13 protein-coding genes and 1 tRNA gene are annotated in these 15,362 nt (G+C 58.9%); 8 read left to right on the top strand and 6 right to left on the bottom strand.

Features of this window, described 5'->3' with window-relative positions; genetic code table 11:
* Positions 1-37 precede the first annotated feature (37 nt).
* Positions 38-1,696: a 2-isopropylmalate synthase gene (gene leuA / locus VSP_RS15080; protein ID WP_009961631.1), complete on the bottom strand. Its 1,659-nt coding sequence runs from the start codon at positions 1,694-1,696 to the stop codon at positions 38-40.
* 470 nt (positions 1,697-2,166) lie between these two features.
* On the opposite strand from leuA, the gene VSP_RS15075 reads away from it, so the two are divergent.
* Both VSP_RS15075 and VSP_RS15070 read left to right on the top strand, forming a co-directional pair.
* Positions 2,167-2,778, top strand: coding sequence for an RNA polymerase sigma factor (locus VSP_RS15075; protein WP_009961629.1), 612 nt, complete (start codon positions 2,167-2,169; stop codon positions 2,776-2,778).
* Between the two features lie 230 nt (positions 2,779-3,008).
* A tRNA-Ala gene (locus tag VSP_RS15070) sits at positions 3,009-3,084 on the top strand.
* A 423-nt stretch (positions 3,085-3,507) separates the two neighbouring features.
* On the opposite strand, the gene VSP_RS15060 is transcribed toward VSP_RS15070, so the two are convergent.
* Positions 3,508-5,250: a tetratricopeptide repeat protein gene (locus VSP_RS15060; protein WP_198141395.1), complete on the bottom strand. Its 1,743-nt coding sequence runs from the start codon at positions 5,248-5,250 to the stop codon at positions 3,508-3,510.
* Between the two features lie 275 nt (positions 5,251-5,525).
* On the opposite strand from VSP_RS15060, the gene VSP_RS15055 reads away from it, so the two are divergent.
* The 5 genes from VSP_RS15055 (at position 5,526) to gatA (ending at position 10,228) form a co-directional block, all read left to right on the top strand.
* On the top strand, positions 5,526-7,157 hold the full coding sequence (locus VSP_RS15055; RefSeq protein ID WP_157210912.1) for a putative ABC transporter permease subunit: 1,632 nt from the start codon (positions 5,526-5,528) through the stop codon (positions 7,155-7,157).
* A gap of 31 nt (positions 7,158-7,188) precedes the next feature.
* Complete coding sequence (locus VSP_RS15050) at positions 7,189-7,884, top strand: hypothetical protein (protein WP_156345982.1); 696 nt, start codon at positions 7,189-7,191, stop codon at positions 7,882-7,884.
* A gap of 17 nt (positions 7,885-7,901) precedes the next feature.
* Entirely contained in the window at positions 7,902-8,285 is a 384-nt protein-coding gene (locus VSP_RS15045) for a hypothetical protein (protein WP_009961615.1), read from the top strand.
* A gap of 152 nt (positions 8,286-8,437) precedes the next feature.
* On the top strand, positions 8,438-8,722 hold the full coding sequence (gene gatC / locus VSP_RS15040) for an Asp-tRNA(Asn)/Glu-tRNA(Gln) amidotransferase subunit GatC (protein ID WP_009961613.1): 285 nt from the start codon (positions 8,438-8,440) through the stop codon (positions 8,720-8,722).
* A gap of 57 nt (positions 8,723-8,779) precedes the next feature.
* Positions 8,780-10,228: an Asp-tRNA(Asn)/Glu-tRNA(Gln) amidotransferase subunit GatA gene (gene gatA / locus VSP_RS15035; RefSeq protein ID WP_009961611.1), complete on the top strand. Its 1,449-nt coding sequence runs from the start codon at positions 8,780-8,782 to the stop codon at positions 10,226-10,228.
* Positions 10,229-10,288: 60 nt separating this feature from the next.
* Here the strand turns inward: gatA and VSP_RS15030 are convergent, their stop codons facing one another.
* Together VSP_RS15030 and VSP_RS15025 are read right to left on the bottom strand one after the other, a co-directional pair.
* Positions 10,289-10,804, bottom strand: coding sequence for a DUF456 domain-containing protein (locus VSP_RS15030; protein ID WP_009961609.1), 516 nt, complete (start codon positions 10,802-10,804; stop codon positions 10,289-10,291).
* A 14-nt stretch (positions 10,805-10,818) separates the two neighbouring features.
* The gene (locus VSP_RS15025; protein WP_009961607.1) at positions 10,819-11,439 is read right to left on the bottom strand and encodes a nitroreductase family protein; all 621 of its coding nucleotides are present in this window, start codon (positions 11,437-11,439) and stop codon (positions 10,819-10,821) included.
* A 172-nt stretch (positions 11,440-11,611) separates the two neighbouring features.
* Here VSP_RS15025 and VSP_RS15020 point away from each other — a divergent pair, with 172 nt between their 5' ends.
* Entirely contained in the window at positions 11,612-12,091 is a 480-nt protein-coding gene (locus VSP_RS15020; RefSeq protein ID WP_009961605.1) for a redoxin domain-containing protein, read from the top strand.
* A gap of 89 nt (positions 12,092-12,180) precedes the next feature.
* Here the strand turns inward: VSP_RS15020 and VSP_RS39490 are convergent, their stop codons facing one another.
* Complete coding sequence (locus VSP_RS39490; protein WP_009961603.1) at positions 12,181-14,271, bottom strand: response regulator; 2,091 nt, start codon at positions 14,269-14,271, stop codon at positions 12,181-12,183.
* Positions 14,264-15,325 (bottom strand): chemotaxis protein CheB, encoded by a 1,062-nt coding sequence (locus tag VSP_RS35560; protein ID WP_009961601.1) that lies wholly within the window; start codon positions 15,323-15,325, stop codon positions 14,264-14,266. Before VSP_RS35560 ends, VSP_RS39490 begins: the two co-directional genes overlap by 8 nt.
* Positions 15,326-15,362 lie beyond the last annotated feature (37 nt).

Raw genomic sequence — 15,362 nt, 5'->3', positions numbered from 1 at the left:
ATGCGGGCGCTTTTCATTTGGGAGCACCACCCCTGAATTATTTCATCGCACGGTTCACCGCGCTGAGCACTGCTTTGATGGAGGCCAATTCGATATTGGTGTCCACCCCTGCTCCCCAGACGTGTTTGCCGCCAGCCAGCTTGATCTGGATGAAAGACAACGCACTGGCACCAGTGCCTTCGCTCAGAGACTGCTCACGGTAGGTTGCGATCTCAAAGGCGGGGGCGCCACTTTTGACCAGGCCGTCCACAAACGCTGCGATAGGACCATTGCCCTCTCCCGTAACCTCCACCTCCTGCCCCTTCTGGAAGACGCTGGCACGGCAGCGGAATACACCCGTGGTGCCATCCGCATGGAAGTGTTTCAGAGAGTAGGGCTGCTCCCTCTCGATATACTCGTTCCAGAACATGGTCTTGAGTTCGCTCGCGGTCACTTCGCGCCCCAGACGATCCACCTCATCGTTGGCCAACGGGCCAAATTCCCGCTGCAAATCTTTTGGCAGCTCGATGCCGAACTCAGCCTCCAGCAAGTAGGCGACCCCGCCTTTGCCACTCTGGCTGTTTACCCGGATCACCTCGCGATACTCACGACCGATGTCCTTCGGATCAATGGTCAAATAAGGGACGTCCCAGACGCCGCCCTTCTTCTCCCAACCGGTCAGGCCTTTCTTGATGGCATCTTGATGGGAACCGCTGAAGGCGGTGAATACCAGTTCTCCCGAATACGGATGGCGGGGCGGCACTGACATGCCGGTGCATCGCTCATAAACTTCGCGCAGGGCATTCAGGTTGGAGAAGTCCAGCCCTGGATCAATGCCATGCATGTAGAGGTTCATCGCGACCTGAACGATATCCAGATTGCCCGTCCGCTCACCATTGCCAAACAGAGTGCCTTCTACGCGATCCGCGCCTGCCAGCAATCCCAGCTCGGTCGCCGCAGTACCAGTGCCACGGTCATTGTGGGTATGCAGACTGATGACCAGAGATTCGCGATTGCGAATGTTGGTGGCGATCCATTCGATCTGGTCGGCATAGACATTGGGCATGGCGACTTCCACCGTATCCGGCAGGTTCAGAATCATCTTACGCTCCGGCGTGGGCTGCCACACATCAATCACCGCCTCGGAGATCTCCTTGGCGAATTCCACCTCTGTCGCACTGAAACTCTCAGGAGAATACTGCAACGAGACATCTGCTCCCTCCAGGCGGGGCAGGCGCTCCTTGATCATTTGCGCTCCGCGCACCGCCATTTTCAAGATGTCCTCCTTCTCCATGCCAAAGACATAGCGGCGCTGCGCCGGCGAAGTGGAGTTATACAGGTGAATGATGACCTTCTTCGCCCCGATCAAAGACTGGACCGTCTTTTCAATCAGATCCTCACGCGCCTGCACCAGCACCTGGACGGTCACGTCGTCCGGAATCCGACCGTCTTCAATCAGTCGGCGATTGAAGGCAAACTCCGTGTTGGAGGCGGAGGGGAAACCCACTTCGATCTCCTTGAAACCACACCTCACGAGGGCATCGAACATCTCCAGTTTCTGGGAGACGTTCATGGGTGCCGCCAGGGCCTGGTTGCCATCGCGCAGATCCACACTGCACCAGCGGGGTGCATGAGTCATGACTCGCGAAGGCCACTGTCTGCCGGGCAGATCGATGGCGGGAAAGGGACTGTACTTTTGAGAAGCAGGGACAAACATGGAAATGAGAAAAGAATAGATGAAGAGAAACGGGGCCCTGACAAGCAGGAGGCCAACAGAAACCGATGTGCGAGGCCACCTTCATGGGTGGCGGGAGGGAAAGATCAGTGGGTCGCCAACCCGAGTCGAAGGAGACCGGGAAGAAGATTAAGGCTGTGCACTGTCAAAGACATCTGGCCTTAGAGTAAGCATCGGCATCCATTTGTCTAGAAAAACATCATCGAGGGCGACGGGGTCGTGTTGCGTGCACCTTTCGGCCGTATCGGCGTGCAAAACGCATGAGACTTCGTGCATCCTGAGCGAAAAACGGACTCCCGGCCCTCGCCCTCCAGGATCCAGCCCCACATAAAACCGTTGATAACCAGCAAGTTACAACGCAACAAACGGTGATGGCACGCGACATGCATAAGGAAGGGGTGTCGCAACTCCGATTGCGAACCACCAGCCAAAGCCCCCGCCCCACTTCTCCCATGAAAACCATCCCGTTCCCCACAACCTCCTCCACCCAACTCGCACTTCTTGACGATGAATCGCTGATGGCGTTGATCACCGACGAGCAAAATCAGAAGGCGCTGGAAATCCTCTATCAGCGTCACCGCCCCGTTCTCCGCGGCGTGATCGGTCGCGTAGTAGGCGTGGATGCTGACGTGGACGATGTCCTCCAGGATGTTTTCATTCAGGTTTGGAAGCAGTCCGCCACCTTCTCCGCCAAGAAAGGCCAACTGCTGGGCTGGCTCATCACCATCGCCCGCCGCCGTGCGCTGGACCGTGTACGCCAGCTCACCTCCTACCAGAAAGCCACCAACCGGTACGAGGAGTCCATCAAGCCGGAAGTGGAGCACGCAGAAGATTCCACCGTGGATCGCGAAGTGCGCCACAACGAACTGACGGAACTGTTCGATCATCTCATCGCCGACCTTCCCAAGGAACAAGGAGTCGCGGTGCAGCTCACTTTCTTTAGCGGACTGAGCCAGCGTGAAATCGCCGCCCGGCTGTCTTTGCCCTTGGGTACTGTGAAGACACGGATTGAACTGGCGGTGCGGAAACTGGGCCGTTCCAACCTGTGTCGCGAAGCCGCTTAAGCTTCATTCTGACATCGACTCCAGGCATCCTGGTTTCCGCATCATCGAGGCGGAAGTTCGACCGGTGGCATTTGCCACCGGTTTTCATTTTTCCACGGAAACGGCAGCCTCCACCTGATTAGGGGCACCTGCCCGGAACTTCCTCTCCACCCAAAAAAACATCACAAAAAACTACAGAAAACACTTGTCTGTTTTTGAGATCGTGGTACTATCTCTTCCTCCCGCAGCACGGGGCATTAGCTCAGTTGGTAGAGCGTCTCAATGGCATTGAGAAGGTCAGCGGTTCGAATCCGCTATGCTCCACCAAACCTCAAGATTGGTTTGGTGGACTCCCCGCAAAACGCTGTAGCCAAAAAGGCGCACAGTTAGTTTCTGTGAACCCGGTTTAGGAAACCCCACCCCCGGTTGGCTCCTCGATCAAAAGGGTATTCACGAGGAAGGCTTCATAAACTACGCCCAACTCTTCACAGCACTCCTCTGAGGCAGATTTGACTTCAGTCAGCGCCTTTTCCCCTTGCTCACTTTTCCACATCCAGTGCCATCGGCCAAATGATTCGGAAGACACGCCACCGAGTGTTGAAGAACCGAGCCGAGGCCCGGCCGGCCCTTCTTCCCATCACCCGGGCAGCCAAACCACGCTCGCCCATGGATCCCCACAAAAAACCCGCACCGTTGCCAGTGCGGGTTCTTAAGGAGTGAATCAGGAACCAAATTCCCCTGACCCGCCAATTAGCGAGTAGCGGGCTTGCGAGGCGCACCAGCGGCGGGTGCCGGGGCAGCAGCCGGCGCTGCGGCGGGCGGCGTCACCGCAGGAGTAGCCTTGGCATCAGCAGCAGCCTTAGCCTTGCGAGCTTCACGATCCGTCTTCATACGGGCGATGGTGGCCTCAGCCTTCTGGATCTTGTCTTGAGTGAGGGCCTTGTTGCCCTTCGTCACTGCATCCAAAGCACCCTTCACCACTTCGTTCTTGGGATCGATCTCCTGGGCCTGCTTGAAGAACACATAAGCAGATTCAAAGTCAGGCTTGGCAGTGTCACCAACGGGAACCATGAGGCCGCGGTAGTGAAGGCTTCCGAGACGGACAAATGCTTCGAGTCGAACGGCCTCACTGGCGGCAGGAGAATCTGCAGCCGCAAGGTAGGAGGCGGCAGCGGCCTGATAAGGAGACCCTTTGTCGCTGTCGATCACCAGACCTTGCTCGCTCACGAGACCGTAGCTGAGGAGGCCTTCCGGAAGACCAGCGGCAGCGGCGCGGGCGAACCAGCCCGCAGCGGCGACGGGATCCTTCAGCGTGCCACTGCCATTCAGGTAGTAGGCACCCGCTTTCTGCATCCCATAAGCCAGACCGTTCACAGCAGATTGCAGGAAGTAGGCGAATGCCTTGGTCGGGTCCTTGTCCACGGTACGACCTTCTTCATAGAAGGTGCCCACATTGTAGATGGCCAGAGGCACATTGCTCTGGGCAGCCAGTCGGTACAACTCAAGAGCGGCAGCCGCGTTCGGGGCGACGTCGATCTTTTTGTCGCTCTTGTCGAGGTCCACACCCTTGTCGTAGAAGCCAGCAAGACGAACTTGAGCGATTGAGTCATTGCCCTGGGCAGCACGGCGATAGAAGTCGAGAGCTTTCTCGAAGTCTTTCGTCACGCCAGCAAGACCGCTCTCATGCAGCTCACCCATGATCCGGAGGCCAGTGGCGTTGTTCTGCTTGGCCAGTTCCTCGAATTTGGCCACGGCTTTGGCAGGATCTGCGGCAATGGTTTTCTCGCCAACCTTCTTGCCATCCAAAAGAACTGAGCCAAGGCTGGCCAGCGCTCCCGGGTTGCCAAGGTCAGCCGCCTCGTTCAAAAGCGCCCAGGCCTTGTCGTCATTCTGATTCTCTTTGCCACCTGCGCCGAGGTAAAACTGGGCCAGTTCAAACTTGGCCTGACTGTCTTTGTCCTTGCTGGCCACTTCAAGCAGTGCCTCAGCGGCCTTGGGATCCACTTTGTAGCCTGCAAGACCACGAAGGTGGATCTGGGCCATGTTGCGACGGGCAGCATTCAAGCCCTTGTCAGCGGATTTCTGGATCCAGTCCACGCCTTCCTTCGTGACCTTCTCTTCTTTGCCGGAAGCGGCAAGAATGAAGCCAAGGTTGTTCATGGCCTGAAGCTGGTTCTGGGCTGCGGCCTTCTTGTAGTACTCAAGTGCCTGGTCCAGCGCCCCCTGCTGATTGCTCTGTTGAAGGAAAAGTCCCACCGCGAACTGGGCATCCTTGTCGCCCTTGGTGTCGGCGAGATCTTTGATCTTCTTGATCGTCTCGTTGACCGCCGTCCCCACCTGGGAGGTATCCCCCGAGGAGATGTTGCCCATGGCGTCGGCAAGCTTTTGTACTTGGGCCGTCATTTCAGGCGAGGGGTTCGACCACTCTGCGGTATTGAGTCCGAGGGCCGCCACCATCGCGGCCATCTTGAGGCTAATAAGACTATGCAACATAATTTTCGTATTGAATGAAGAGTGCGATTCAGACCCGCATGAGGTCGAAGCGCTCATTTTTGGCTAAAAGATCCGCTCAAATCAAGAAAATCCGGTCCATGGCCGAAAAATGCCATTTGGGCGCACTGCTACCGGGACTTTTACTTGATCCCGCGGGGGGCGACAGCTGACAATACTGACAAATGACCCACGCCAAGGCGATCCTTGCCCAAGCCCGTGCCCATCTCTCAGCCCTGAGACACCGCCTGAGAGAAGATTTAGGCGAGAAGCGACTCATGACGCTCACCATTTCAGCCTTCATGTTGCTGTACATGACAGCAGCCTACCTGCTGGTGAACCGGGGCCTCAGCTTTGTTCATGCCCTCCCCCTACTGGGGCCGCTCCTTACCGAACGAATGCTCTACCTGCTGTTTTTCTTCTTTTTCCTGATGCTGGTCATGTCCAACGCGGCCATCACAGGGATCAGTCTTTTCCGCCGCCAGGAGACGGGCTGGCACCTGAGCCTGCCCATGCCTCATGGCAGCATCGTGATCTGGAAGACCATTGAGGGTCTGCTCATTTCCAGCTGGGGCCTCATTCTGTTGAGCGCTCCCATTTTGGCAGGGTTTGGCAGGATTTTTGAAGCCGGCCCGTTCTTTTACATCTCCAGTCTGGCAGCCGTCGTGTGCCTCATCGCCCTCGCCTCCAATGTCAGCACCTGGTTTCTGCTCATGGTGGTCAAGTTTTACCGCCCTTGGTGGCTGAAGGTGGGAGGCACTCTGGTCTTGGGCATGGTGGTTTACATCATCTGGCAGATTCGCGACAGCCAGACGGGGCAGTTTGTCTCCAGCGACGTGGCCACCAACGTGCGACAGATCCTCGGGCACACGCAAATCTGCACCCATCCTCTCCTCCCAAGCTCATGGGTGGCCGAGGTGGTGATCGCCTCTGGACGCGAGCTCCCGGGCCGGGCAATGTTCTTCACCCTGTTGTTGCTGAGCAATGCCATGGCCGCATGGATCCTCACCGCCCTGGTCGCCAACCGTTACTTTTACCCCTCCTGGAACCGCGCACTTCAGCACTCGGAGCTGCGCAACATCGCCAACGGTCAGGCGGTGTTTGCCAACCACAACACCCGGCCCGAGTTCCTGCTGCGCAGAGTGACCCCCTTCCGCCGCAGCACCCTGGCCCTGGTGGGCAAGGATGCCCTTACGTTTCTCCGCGAACCCATGCAGTGGGGCCAGTGCACGCTCATCTTCGGCCTGCTCTTGCTTTATACCTCGAACCTGCGCAACCTGGGCTACAATTACAAGGACCCCACCTGGAGCGCCATCATCAGCCACCTCAACCTCACGGTGTGCTGCCTCGCCATGTCCACCCTCACGACGCGTTTTGTCTTCCCCCAGTTCAGCCTGGAGGGGCAGCGTCTTTGGATACTGGGCCTTGCCCCTTTTCCTCTCACCCGCGTGATCCAGCAAAAGCTGTGGCTCAATCTCGCCGCTTCCACACCGCTCACCACCCTGCTGGTGGTAGTGTCATGCTTCAGCTTGAAGCTGCCTCTGCATCGCGCCGTGTTCTTTGTATCCGCCATCGTCCTCATGACCGTCGGTCTCAATGCCCTTGCCCTCTCTCTGGGCACCCTGCTGCCTAATCTAAGGGAGACGAACTCTGCCAAGATCGTGTCCAGCTTCGGCGGCACCCTTTGTCTGGTGGCCAGCTTCTTCTACATTGCCATCGCCATGACGGTGCTCATAGTCCCCACTGTGATCAGTCGCAGGGCGGCTTCTCCCATGCCTCTGGAAAATATTTATGGATTAGAAGCATCGGCCATTGGAGCACTGTTCATATTAACAGTACTTATTGGTGGAATTCCATACTATTTCGCCCTTCGCCGCACGAAAACCCTCGCAAACTTAGGAGAGCTGTAATACTTAGACGGGTAAACCAAACTCGTCTGTCATGCCTAAAGCCGCTACAAGTTCGATGTACTATGACAGGGAAGCACCGGTGCTTCGCTTCGAGGAGTCGGATGACTTCAGTGACTACGCTGCCAAGCCGAATGGCCACAGCCAGATGGTGAGCCACAGCGCTCCCACCTCCTCCGTCAGCGATGACCCGTTCAGTGAGCTCAAGAGCAAGCAGGAATCTCTGCTGAAGCTCCGCCAGGAGCTTGATCGCACCCAGCGCGAAGCGCAGGAACTGGAGGCCCAGCGTCTCAAGGAAGAACGCTTCACCACGGGCCGGCGTGAAATCACCGAAAAAGTTTCCCGGAACCTTGCCCGCCTTGAGCGCGAGCTCTACAACGCGCAAAAAATCATCGAGGAGATCTCGGTGGCACGTGAGTCCTTTGAGCACCACCTCGAAGCCCTCCGCACCATCCGCCCCGAGACCTGGAAGCGTTGCGACCTCAACGAAGAGCTCGATCGCGCCATTGGTGCGGTTGAAGATGCCGAGAACGAATTTGGCAAGGCGAGCCGTCGTCTGGCCACCGTGCTGCCTGAGGGCAGCCAGGCCTCGTTCCTCGTCAACTCACAACTGGGCGGCGGGGCACTCCCGCAGGATTTCCAGAGCTGGCTTCGCGCCGGATTCGCCTTCACCCTCCCGCTTCTTGCAGGCATAGCCCTGCTCATGCTGCTGGCTAAGTTGTTCCTCTAACCCCAAGCCGCACTCCCATGTCCAGCAACGTACGTGTACGCAAGCCCTCCGCCAAGACTGCCAAGTCTCTGACGAAGCAGGACAAGGCCGCCAGCACCCGCACCCTCAAGGAAAAGACCGATGACCTGCAGACCCGGATCCTCCGGGTGGAAATGGACATTGTGTCAGCCTCCCGTCAGGCCCAGGAGCGCCGCATCAAGTACCGGGACACCCTGCCTCCTGAGCCTGCCGCCCGCCGTGGATTTGCCCAAGGCGAACGTCGGCTCACGCTGGCGCAGACCCGCGCCCGCAACCGCAAGACGATGGTGCAGTGGGCGGAGTTCGCCGTTACGGCGATCATCCTGATCGGAGCCTGTGCGTGGCTCTACCAGTGGTGGATGCGCACCCAGGGCGGCTTCTAGTCCCCCCAGCCTCTTGATCCTTTTGCGGGGCTCGCGTCATGCGGCCCCGCTTTTTTTGTGCCCGGCCATGGCCTCCAGAGCCTCCGCCCATTTTCCTTCCCACATATCCCAGAGGCTTGACTTTGCCGCCTCCGCCTTTCCATTAGGGGGGCATGGCCCATCACATCGACATTCAACACACCGCAAAGCTCGCCCGTCTCAAGCTGACCGACCAAGAGGCGGTAAAGTACGAGGCGCAGCTCGCCAAGGTGCTGGACTATATGGAGACTCTGGAAGGCCATGACCTGTCGGGTGTCGAATTGACCGCACACGCCACGCCGATCTATGACGTCTGGCGTGAAGATGTGCCCGTGGAAGGGCTGGACCGTGCTGAGGCTCTGGCCAACGCCCCCCGAAAAACCGCCGGGCAGTTCCTGATCTCCCGGGTCGTGGAATAGCCCGCGACAACCCTATTCGCCCCTGCCACCTCGCACCCTGCCTTTCGTTTTTCTCCCGTGTCCCTCGCCGCTCAATCCATCGCCTCCCTCCGCAAGCAACTTCTCAGCAAGGAGATCACCCCTACGGACATCGTCAAGGATGTGCTGGCCTCTATTGAGAAACAGGATCCTACGCTCAAGGCTTACCTCTCTGTGGATGCCGAGCGTGCCTTGGCGGACGCGGCGAATGCGGACATCAGCAAGCCACTGGGAGGCATCCCCATCGGGATCAAGGACAACATCAATGTCAAAGGGGCACCCTGCACCTGCGCCTCCAAGTTCCTTGCTGAAAACTACACCTCACCGTACAACGCCACCTGCGTGAACCAGCTGCATGCAGCGGGTGCTCTGACCTTGGGCAGGCTGAACATGGACGAGTTCGCCATGGGCTCCTCCACCGAGAACTCCGCCTTCTTCGCAAGCCGGAACCCGTGGGACACAGAACGCGTGCCCGGCGGGTCCAGCGGCGGATCCGCGTCCGCGGTGGGTGGCGACATTGCCATCGCTGCCCTGGGCTCAGACACAGGCGGCTCCATCCGACAACCCTCGGCGTTCTGCGGATGCGTGGGGCTGAAGCCCACCTACGGCCGCGTATCCCGCTACGGTCTCGTGGCCTTTGCCTCATCGCTCGACCAGATTGGCCCCATCACCAAGACCGTCGAAGACGCCGCCCTGGTCCTCAATCATCTCTGTGGCAAAGACGGGCGTGACAGCACCTCGCTTGACGCGACCGTGCCCGACTTTACCACCGGTCTGGGGCAGGACATCAAAGGATTGCGCTTTGGCCTTCCCAAGGAATACCTCGTCGATGGAGTGGACGCCCGCATCCGCAGCGCGGTCGAGACCGCCATCACTCATATTCAAGGCTTGGGCGGCATCGTGGAAGAAATCAGCCTCCCTCACACGGACGTGGGGATTGCCACTTATTATGTCATCGCACCAGCCGAGGCCTCCACGAACCTCTCGCGTTTCGACGGTGTTCGCTACGGCCACCGTGCAGAGAACACTACAGACGTACTGGATCATTATCTCACGACACGTGCTGAGGGCTTTGGCCCCGAGGTGAAGCGACGCATCTTGCTCGGCACCTATGTGCTGAGTTCGGGGTATTACGATGCGTACTACGTGAAGGCTCAGAAGGCCCGCACCCTTATTCGCAAGGACTTCGACGAGGCGTTCAAGAAGGTGGACATCGTTCTCTCCCCCACCACTCCCGAGCTTCCATTCAAGCTCGGTGCCCACAGCGATGATCCGCTCTCCATCTACCTGGCAGACCTCTTCACCATCCCTGCCAACCTTGCCGGACTCCCCGGCATCAGCGTACCGTGCGGGTTCGTGGAAGATGGCGGCACCGCGTTGCCCGTAGGGCTCCAGATGGTCGGCCGGGCACTGGACGAGGTCACCCTACTCCGCGCTGCCCATGCCTATGAGCAGTCCACTTCCTGGCACTTGAAGAAGCCCCGGTAAGTGGCGCTCGCCCCCCTCTGGGGTTCATGAGTCTGGCGACTGGCATTCCCATGCCAGTTGTCACCACCAGAACACGTCCACCAGGAAGCACACCACCATGGCGATGCTCAGCCCCAGCTTGAGCACCATACCCATGGTAGTCCCCACCACCGTGCCCCATGTCGCCTTCATGGCGGGGTTGAATTTCTTTTTTGCAAAGAAAACCTCAAAGGCAAAGCCACCGATGAGAGGGCCAAAGATCAATCCCAATGGCCCAAAAAACAGGCCTGCGATCCCGCCGACCAAGACGCCCCAGAATCCCCAGCGGCTGCCTCCAAACCATTTGGAGCCAACTGCTCCGCTGAGAAAATCCACGGCAAACGTGCCCGCTAGCAATAGCGCCATGATGCCCAGGCCCCAGAGACTCATCCCGTGCTCCGGCATCAGCAGCGTGTGCAGTCCACCGGCGACAAAGAGGAGCACTGGGCCGGGTAACATGGGCACCACCGTACCCAGAATGCCGACCAGCATCAGCACCACGGTGAGGCACCACACCATCCAGTGCCCAATCTCCAGGCCCTGAAACCAATTCACCATATCATGCCACCAGCTCATTCTACGGTGGCCTCTCCATGCCAGGTGATCTTGCCTTGCACAGGACTGCGACGACCTTCCGGCCACACAAACCCCGGCTTGGGCCAGCCCAGATAGAACAGGCCCAAGCAACGGTCATCAGGTCCCAACTGCAACCAGTCGGCAAATTGCCGCTCATACACTAAGGCCGGGGTGGACCAATAGCCCGCCAGACCCGCAGCACTGGCACTCAGATGCAGATTCTGCACCGCACAGGCGACAGCCTCAATTTCCTCCAGCTCCGGTATTTTAGCCCCCCCTCGACGGGCCATGACGATAGCGATGATGACAGGCGCAAGTTGGGTGCTCTCCGTTATTTTCCGGTATTTGTCCTCCCGAAACTCCAAAGCGGGCATGATCTCCCGGTAAACAGCCTGCATGCACGTGGCGAGATCAGCGCGGGCGGCTCCCTGTATGACATGAAACCTCCAGGGCTCCGTCATCCCATGCGTGGGTGCCTGGTTCGCATTCTCCATCAATGCCTCCAAGAGCCCCCGCCCCACCGGCCGACCGGGATCCATGTCCGCTGGTTTGACGGAACGACGGTGCCGGATGTGATCAGTGATGCTTTGGAAAGGATTGAGCGCAGCTTCGGACATAGACAGTTCAAGAAGGAAACGTACGACGTTCCCCTCGTGACGCTTCGGAATCAAGTCAAGGTGCGAGCTGACGAGTTGATTTGTTGACCCCGTCACCGGACCGCCTACAATCGGCCAAGTCGGACGCCCGGCGTCATGACCGTAAACCTGAATCCCAACTCTCCCTCTTCTCATGCCTCTCGCAGTCGGTACCCTCGCCCCGGATTTCACGCTCAAGAGCAAGACCGCCGATGGTCTCAAAGATGTAACTTTGAGCGCCAATTTTGGCAGCAAGAACACCGTGCTGCTCTTCTTCCCTCTCGCATTCACCGGCGTCTGCACCCAGGAATTGTGTGACATCACTGCGGGCCTCGGCAGCTATGGTGATCTCAATGCCGACGTCATCGCCGTGAGCGTGGACAGCCCCTTTGCCCAAGAAGCCTGGGCCCAGAAGGAGAAAATCAGCATCACGCTGGTGAGCGACCTCAACAAGGAAACCACCAAGGCATACGACGTTCTTTTCCCGGGACTGGCTGGCATCGGCGACACCTCTGCACGCTCCGCCTTCGTCATCGACAAAGATGGAGTGATCCAGTACTCGGAGCAGACGCCTTCCCCAAAAGAGCTGCCCAACTTTGAAGCAGTGAAGGCCGCCCTCGCCTCCCTCTCTTGATCCCGACTGCGGATCGTAGCATCGTTTTTTCATTCAGCGGCCGGGCCATCCCCGGCCGCTTTTTATTTTATCTGGCTGCGCCTCACCTGTTATCGCAGCCGGTCGATCGCCTTCAGCAGATCGGAAAAATTCACTGGCTTGACCAGGTGTTCCTGAAACCCCGCCTCACGAGACCGGCGGTGATCATCCTCCATCCCGTAACCGCTTAGGGCAATTGCACGGAGCGGCAGCCGGGCCCGGATGGATTTCATGAGGTCCAACCCACTCCCATCGGGGAGTCCCAAATCGCTGATCAGCAGATCCACAGGCTCACCATCTTCCAATACCGCCAGTGCCGTGGCCACACTGCGAGCCACAAGAACCACATGCCCACGCCGCTGCAAGAGCTGTCGCATGACTTCCCGCGTGTCCTCATGATCCTCGACAAGCAAAATGCGCAATCCAGCGGGCTTCGCAGAAGTTGCAACGGGTGCTGATGAAGGCTGGCAGGCGGGCAGCACCAGATCGGAGACGGCATGCCCTTTAAACAGGGGAAGCGTAAGGGTGAAGGTCGCCCCCATATCCCGGCCTGCACTTGCCGCCGTGAGAGTGCCGTGATGCAACTCAACGATGGCCTTGCTGATGGCCAGCCCCAGCCCCAGACCACCAAACTGCCGGGTCACCGTCCGATTACCCTGATCAAAGGCGTCGAAAATTCTGCCAATGTCTTCCGCAGCGATGCCGATGCCATTGTCTGCCACCTCGATCACAACAGCATCACCTCCAGCGGTCCCGGATGCTACGGACTTCAGACTCACACGAACCGTGCCGTCCTCTGGAGTGAACTTCACGGCATTGCGCAGAAGATTCCACAACACCTGAGTGAGACGCATGGCATCCCCTCGCACCCGGGTCTGTGCAGCAGTATCATGAGTGACAATGCGGTCCAGTCCCGTGCGAGACTCACGGCATATCTCCACGGCGTGGCTCAACAGTTCGCGCAGATCCACCTCATCATCCCGCATCTCCATCTTGCCTTTAATGATCCGGGTCAGGTCCAGAAGATCGTCGATCAGCCTCGCCTCCAGGTCTATATTACGCTTCACCATCTGAAGGTCACGTCGCAGTTCCTCAGGCACCTGGGGGCGGTCACACCACTCTGCCACGACTGCCAGCACCGGGCTGAGCGGTGTGCGCAGCTCGTGGCTCAACACCGCCAGAAACTGGTCCTTCGCCTCGTTGGCTCTCTTCAGTTCTTCCCTGGAACTGCGCAGCTCCTCCTCCCGTTGCTGTAGTTCTTCAACAAGGGCCGCCCGGGCTTCTGCGGCCTCCTTGGCCACGCGTTCCCGCGCCGCCTCCAGTTCCCGGGCACGGAATTCATGAAGGATGCGTGAGTTTTCCTCCTCATAAAACTTCCGTCTTAGCAGAGCCCGTATCCGCCCCTTGAGGATTGCGTAGTCGCCTGACTTGCCCACAAAGTCGTCAGCCCCTGCCTCCAGGGCACGAAAGAGGTTGTCCCGGGACTCCGCTCCGGTCAGCACGATCGTAATGAGCGGCACCTCCAACTGGTGGCGCAGCTCATTGATTCTGCGACAGACCTCGAACCCATCCATCTTGGGCATGAGGAGATCGATGATGACGCCGTCGTACTTGTTCTTCCTCACCAAGTCCAGGCTGGTCAGGGGATCCAGTGCAGTGTCCACCTTGTATCCCTCCCGCTCCAGCTCACCCCTCAGATGTTCCAGGAAGGTGGGGCTGTCATCGATGGCCAGCAAGCGGGCCGTCCGGAAGCCGGTGTCACCCCCGGCAAAGATGCGCCCCTCAGGGCGTGCCTTTTGCAGAAGCGTCCGGACCCTTAGCAGCAGATACTCCGGATTGCCTGACTTGAGAATGAAATCATCAGCGCCGCTGTCCAACCCTTGCAGTTCCTTGTCCTCCTGGGCTGTGAGGATCACGATCGGAAGACTGCGGCTGTCCACATGCATTCTGATGCGACGGCAGACCTCATCCCCCCGCATGCCGGGCAGATAGTAGTCCAGCAGCACCAGATCTGGCCGCTTGTCGCGCAGCGTAATAAAGGCCTCCTCCGCGGTGGAAACCCAGGTCACCAACCAGCCTTCAGCTTCCAGCAGGGAAATCAGTTTGAGTGCCTGGCTGGCAGAATCCTCCACCAGGACGATATGGCTGCGATGCTCAGGCATGGGAAACCTCCCCGCTCTGACAGACCACATTGAGCCGTGGTCCGATTTCCGAAACCGGCAATACTTCGCGGGCCGCCCCCAGGCGCACCGCCGCACCCGGCATGCCGTACACCACGGCGCTGGACTCATGCTCCGCAAAGGTAAGCCCACCGGAGTCACACATTTCCTTTAACCCCACCGCGCCGTCCTCCCCCATCCCCGTGAGCAGCACACCAAGCGCCTTTGCACCATGGACCTGGCTCATGGATCGAAACAAGACCGTCCCGGAAGGCTTCTGCGCACAGACAGCGGGTGTGTCCAGCAGCCCGAGGCGCATGCCTGGCACACACACCGCATGCCGGTCCGCAGGAGCCACATAGACCATGCCTTCTTCCAGCGGCATCTGGGCCATTCCTTCGATCACCACCCGGTCAGGCAGCACATCATTCAGCCAGTTTACAAACCCGCGCACAAAACCCGGAGTGATGTGTTGCACCACCACGATCGGTTGTTTGACCGCAGGAGAAAGATCCCCGAGAACCCGGACCAGCGCACTCGGGCCTCCCGTGGAGGCCACCATGCCAATCACAGTCGGCCGCCAGCGCCCCGCTTTCGGCAGAGGAACCATCGTCGCCGGGGAGGGCACGGGCATCCCTGGCCAGGTGACTCGATACCGCTGCCGGATCACGCGCACCTGGCTCATGATGAAAAGCTTCGTGCACAGCGTCGCAGCCAGGTCGGCGTAGTCGTGATGGCTCATGCCCACCGGCTTTTGCACGACGGAAAGCGCCCCAATCCGCAACGCATTCATGGAGATGTTGAGCTCTTCATCTTCCACACTTGAGGAAACAACCACGATGGGTGTCGGGTGCTCCGACATGATGCGGCGGGTCACCTCCAGGCCATTCATTCCCGGCAGGCGGATGTCCAGTGAGATCACGTCCGGATTCACGCGATCCAGCACCGCGAGGGCCTCCTCTCCACTCCTGACCGATGCGACCACCTGGAGCCGGGGATCCTGACTGATGATGTGCTCCAGGAACATGCTGATCACCGGAGAGTCCTCGACAATCATCACTGTGGTCTTTTTCGTCAATGCAGGGAGAGGTTGG

Source organism: Verrucomicrobium spinosum DSM 4136 = JCM 18804 (genome assembly GCF_000172155.1).
In the GTDB taxonomy this organism is placed as follows: Bacteria; Verrucomicrobiota; Verrucomicrobiia; order Verrucomicrobiales; family Verrucomicrobiaceae; genus Verrucomicrobium; species Verrucomicrobium spinosum.
Note: the sequence above shows the minus strand (reverse complement) of the source record. Positions and strands in the feature narration are given on the sequence as shown.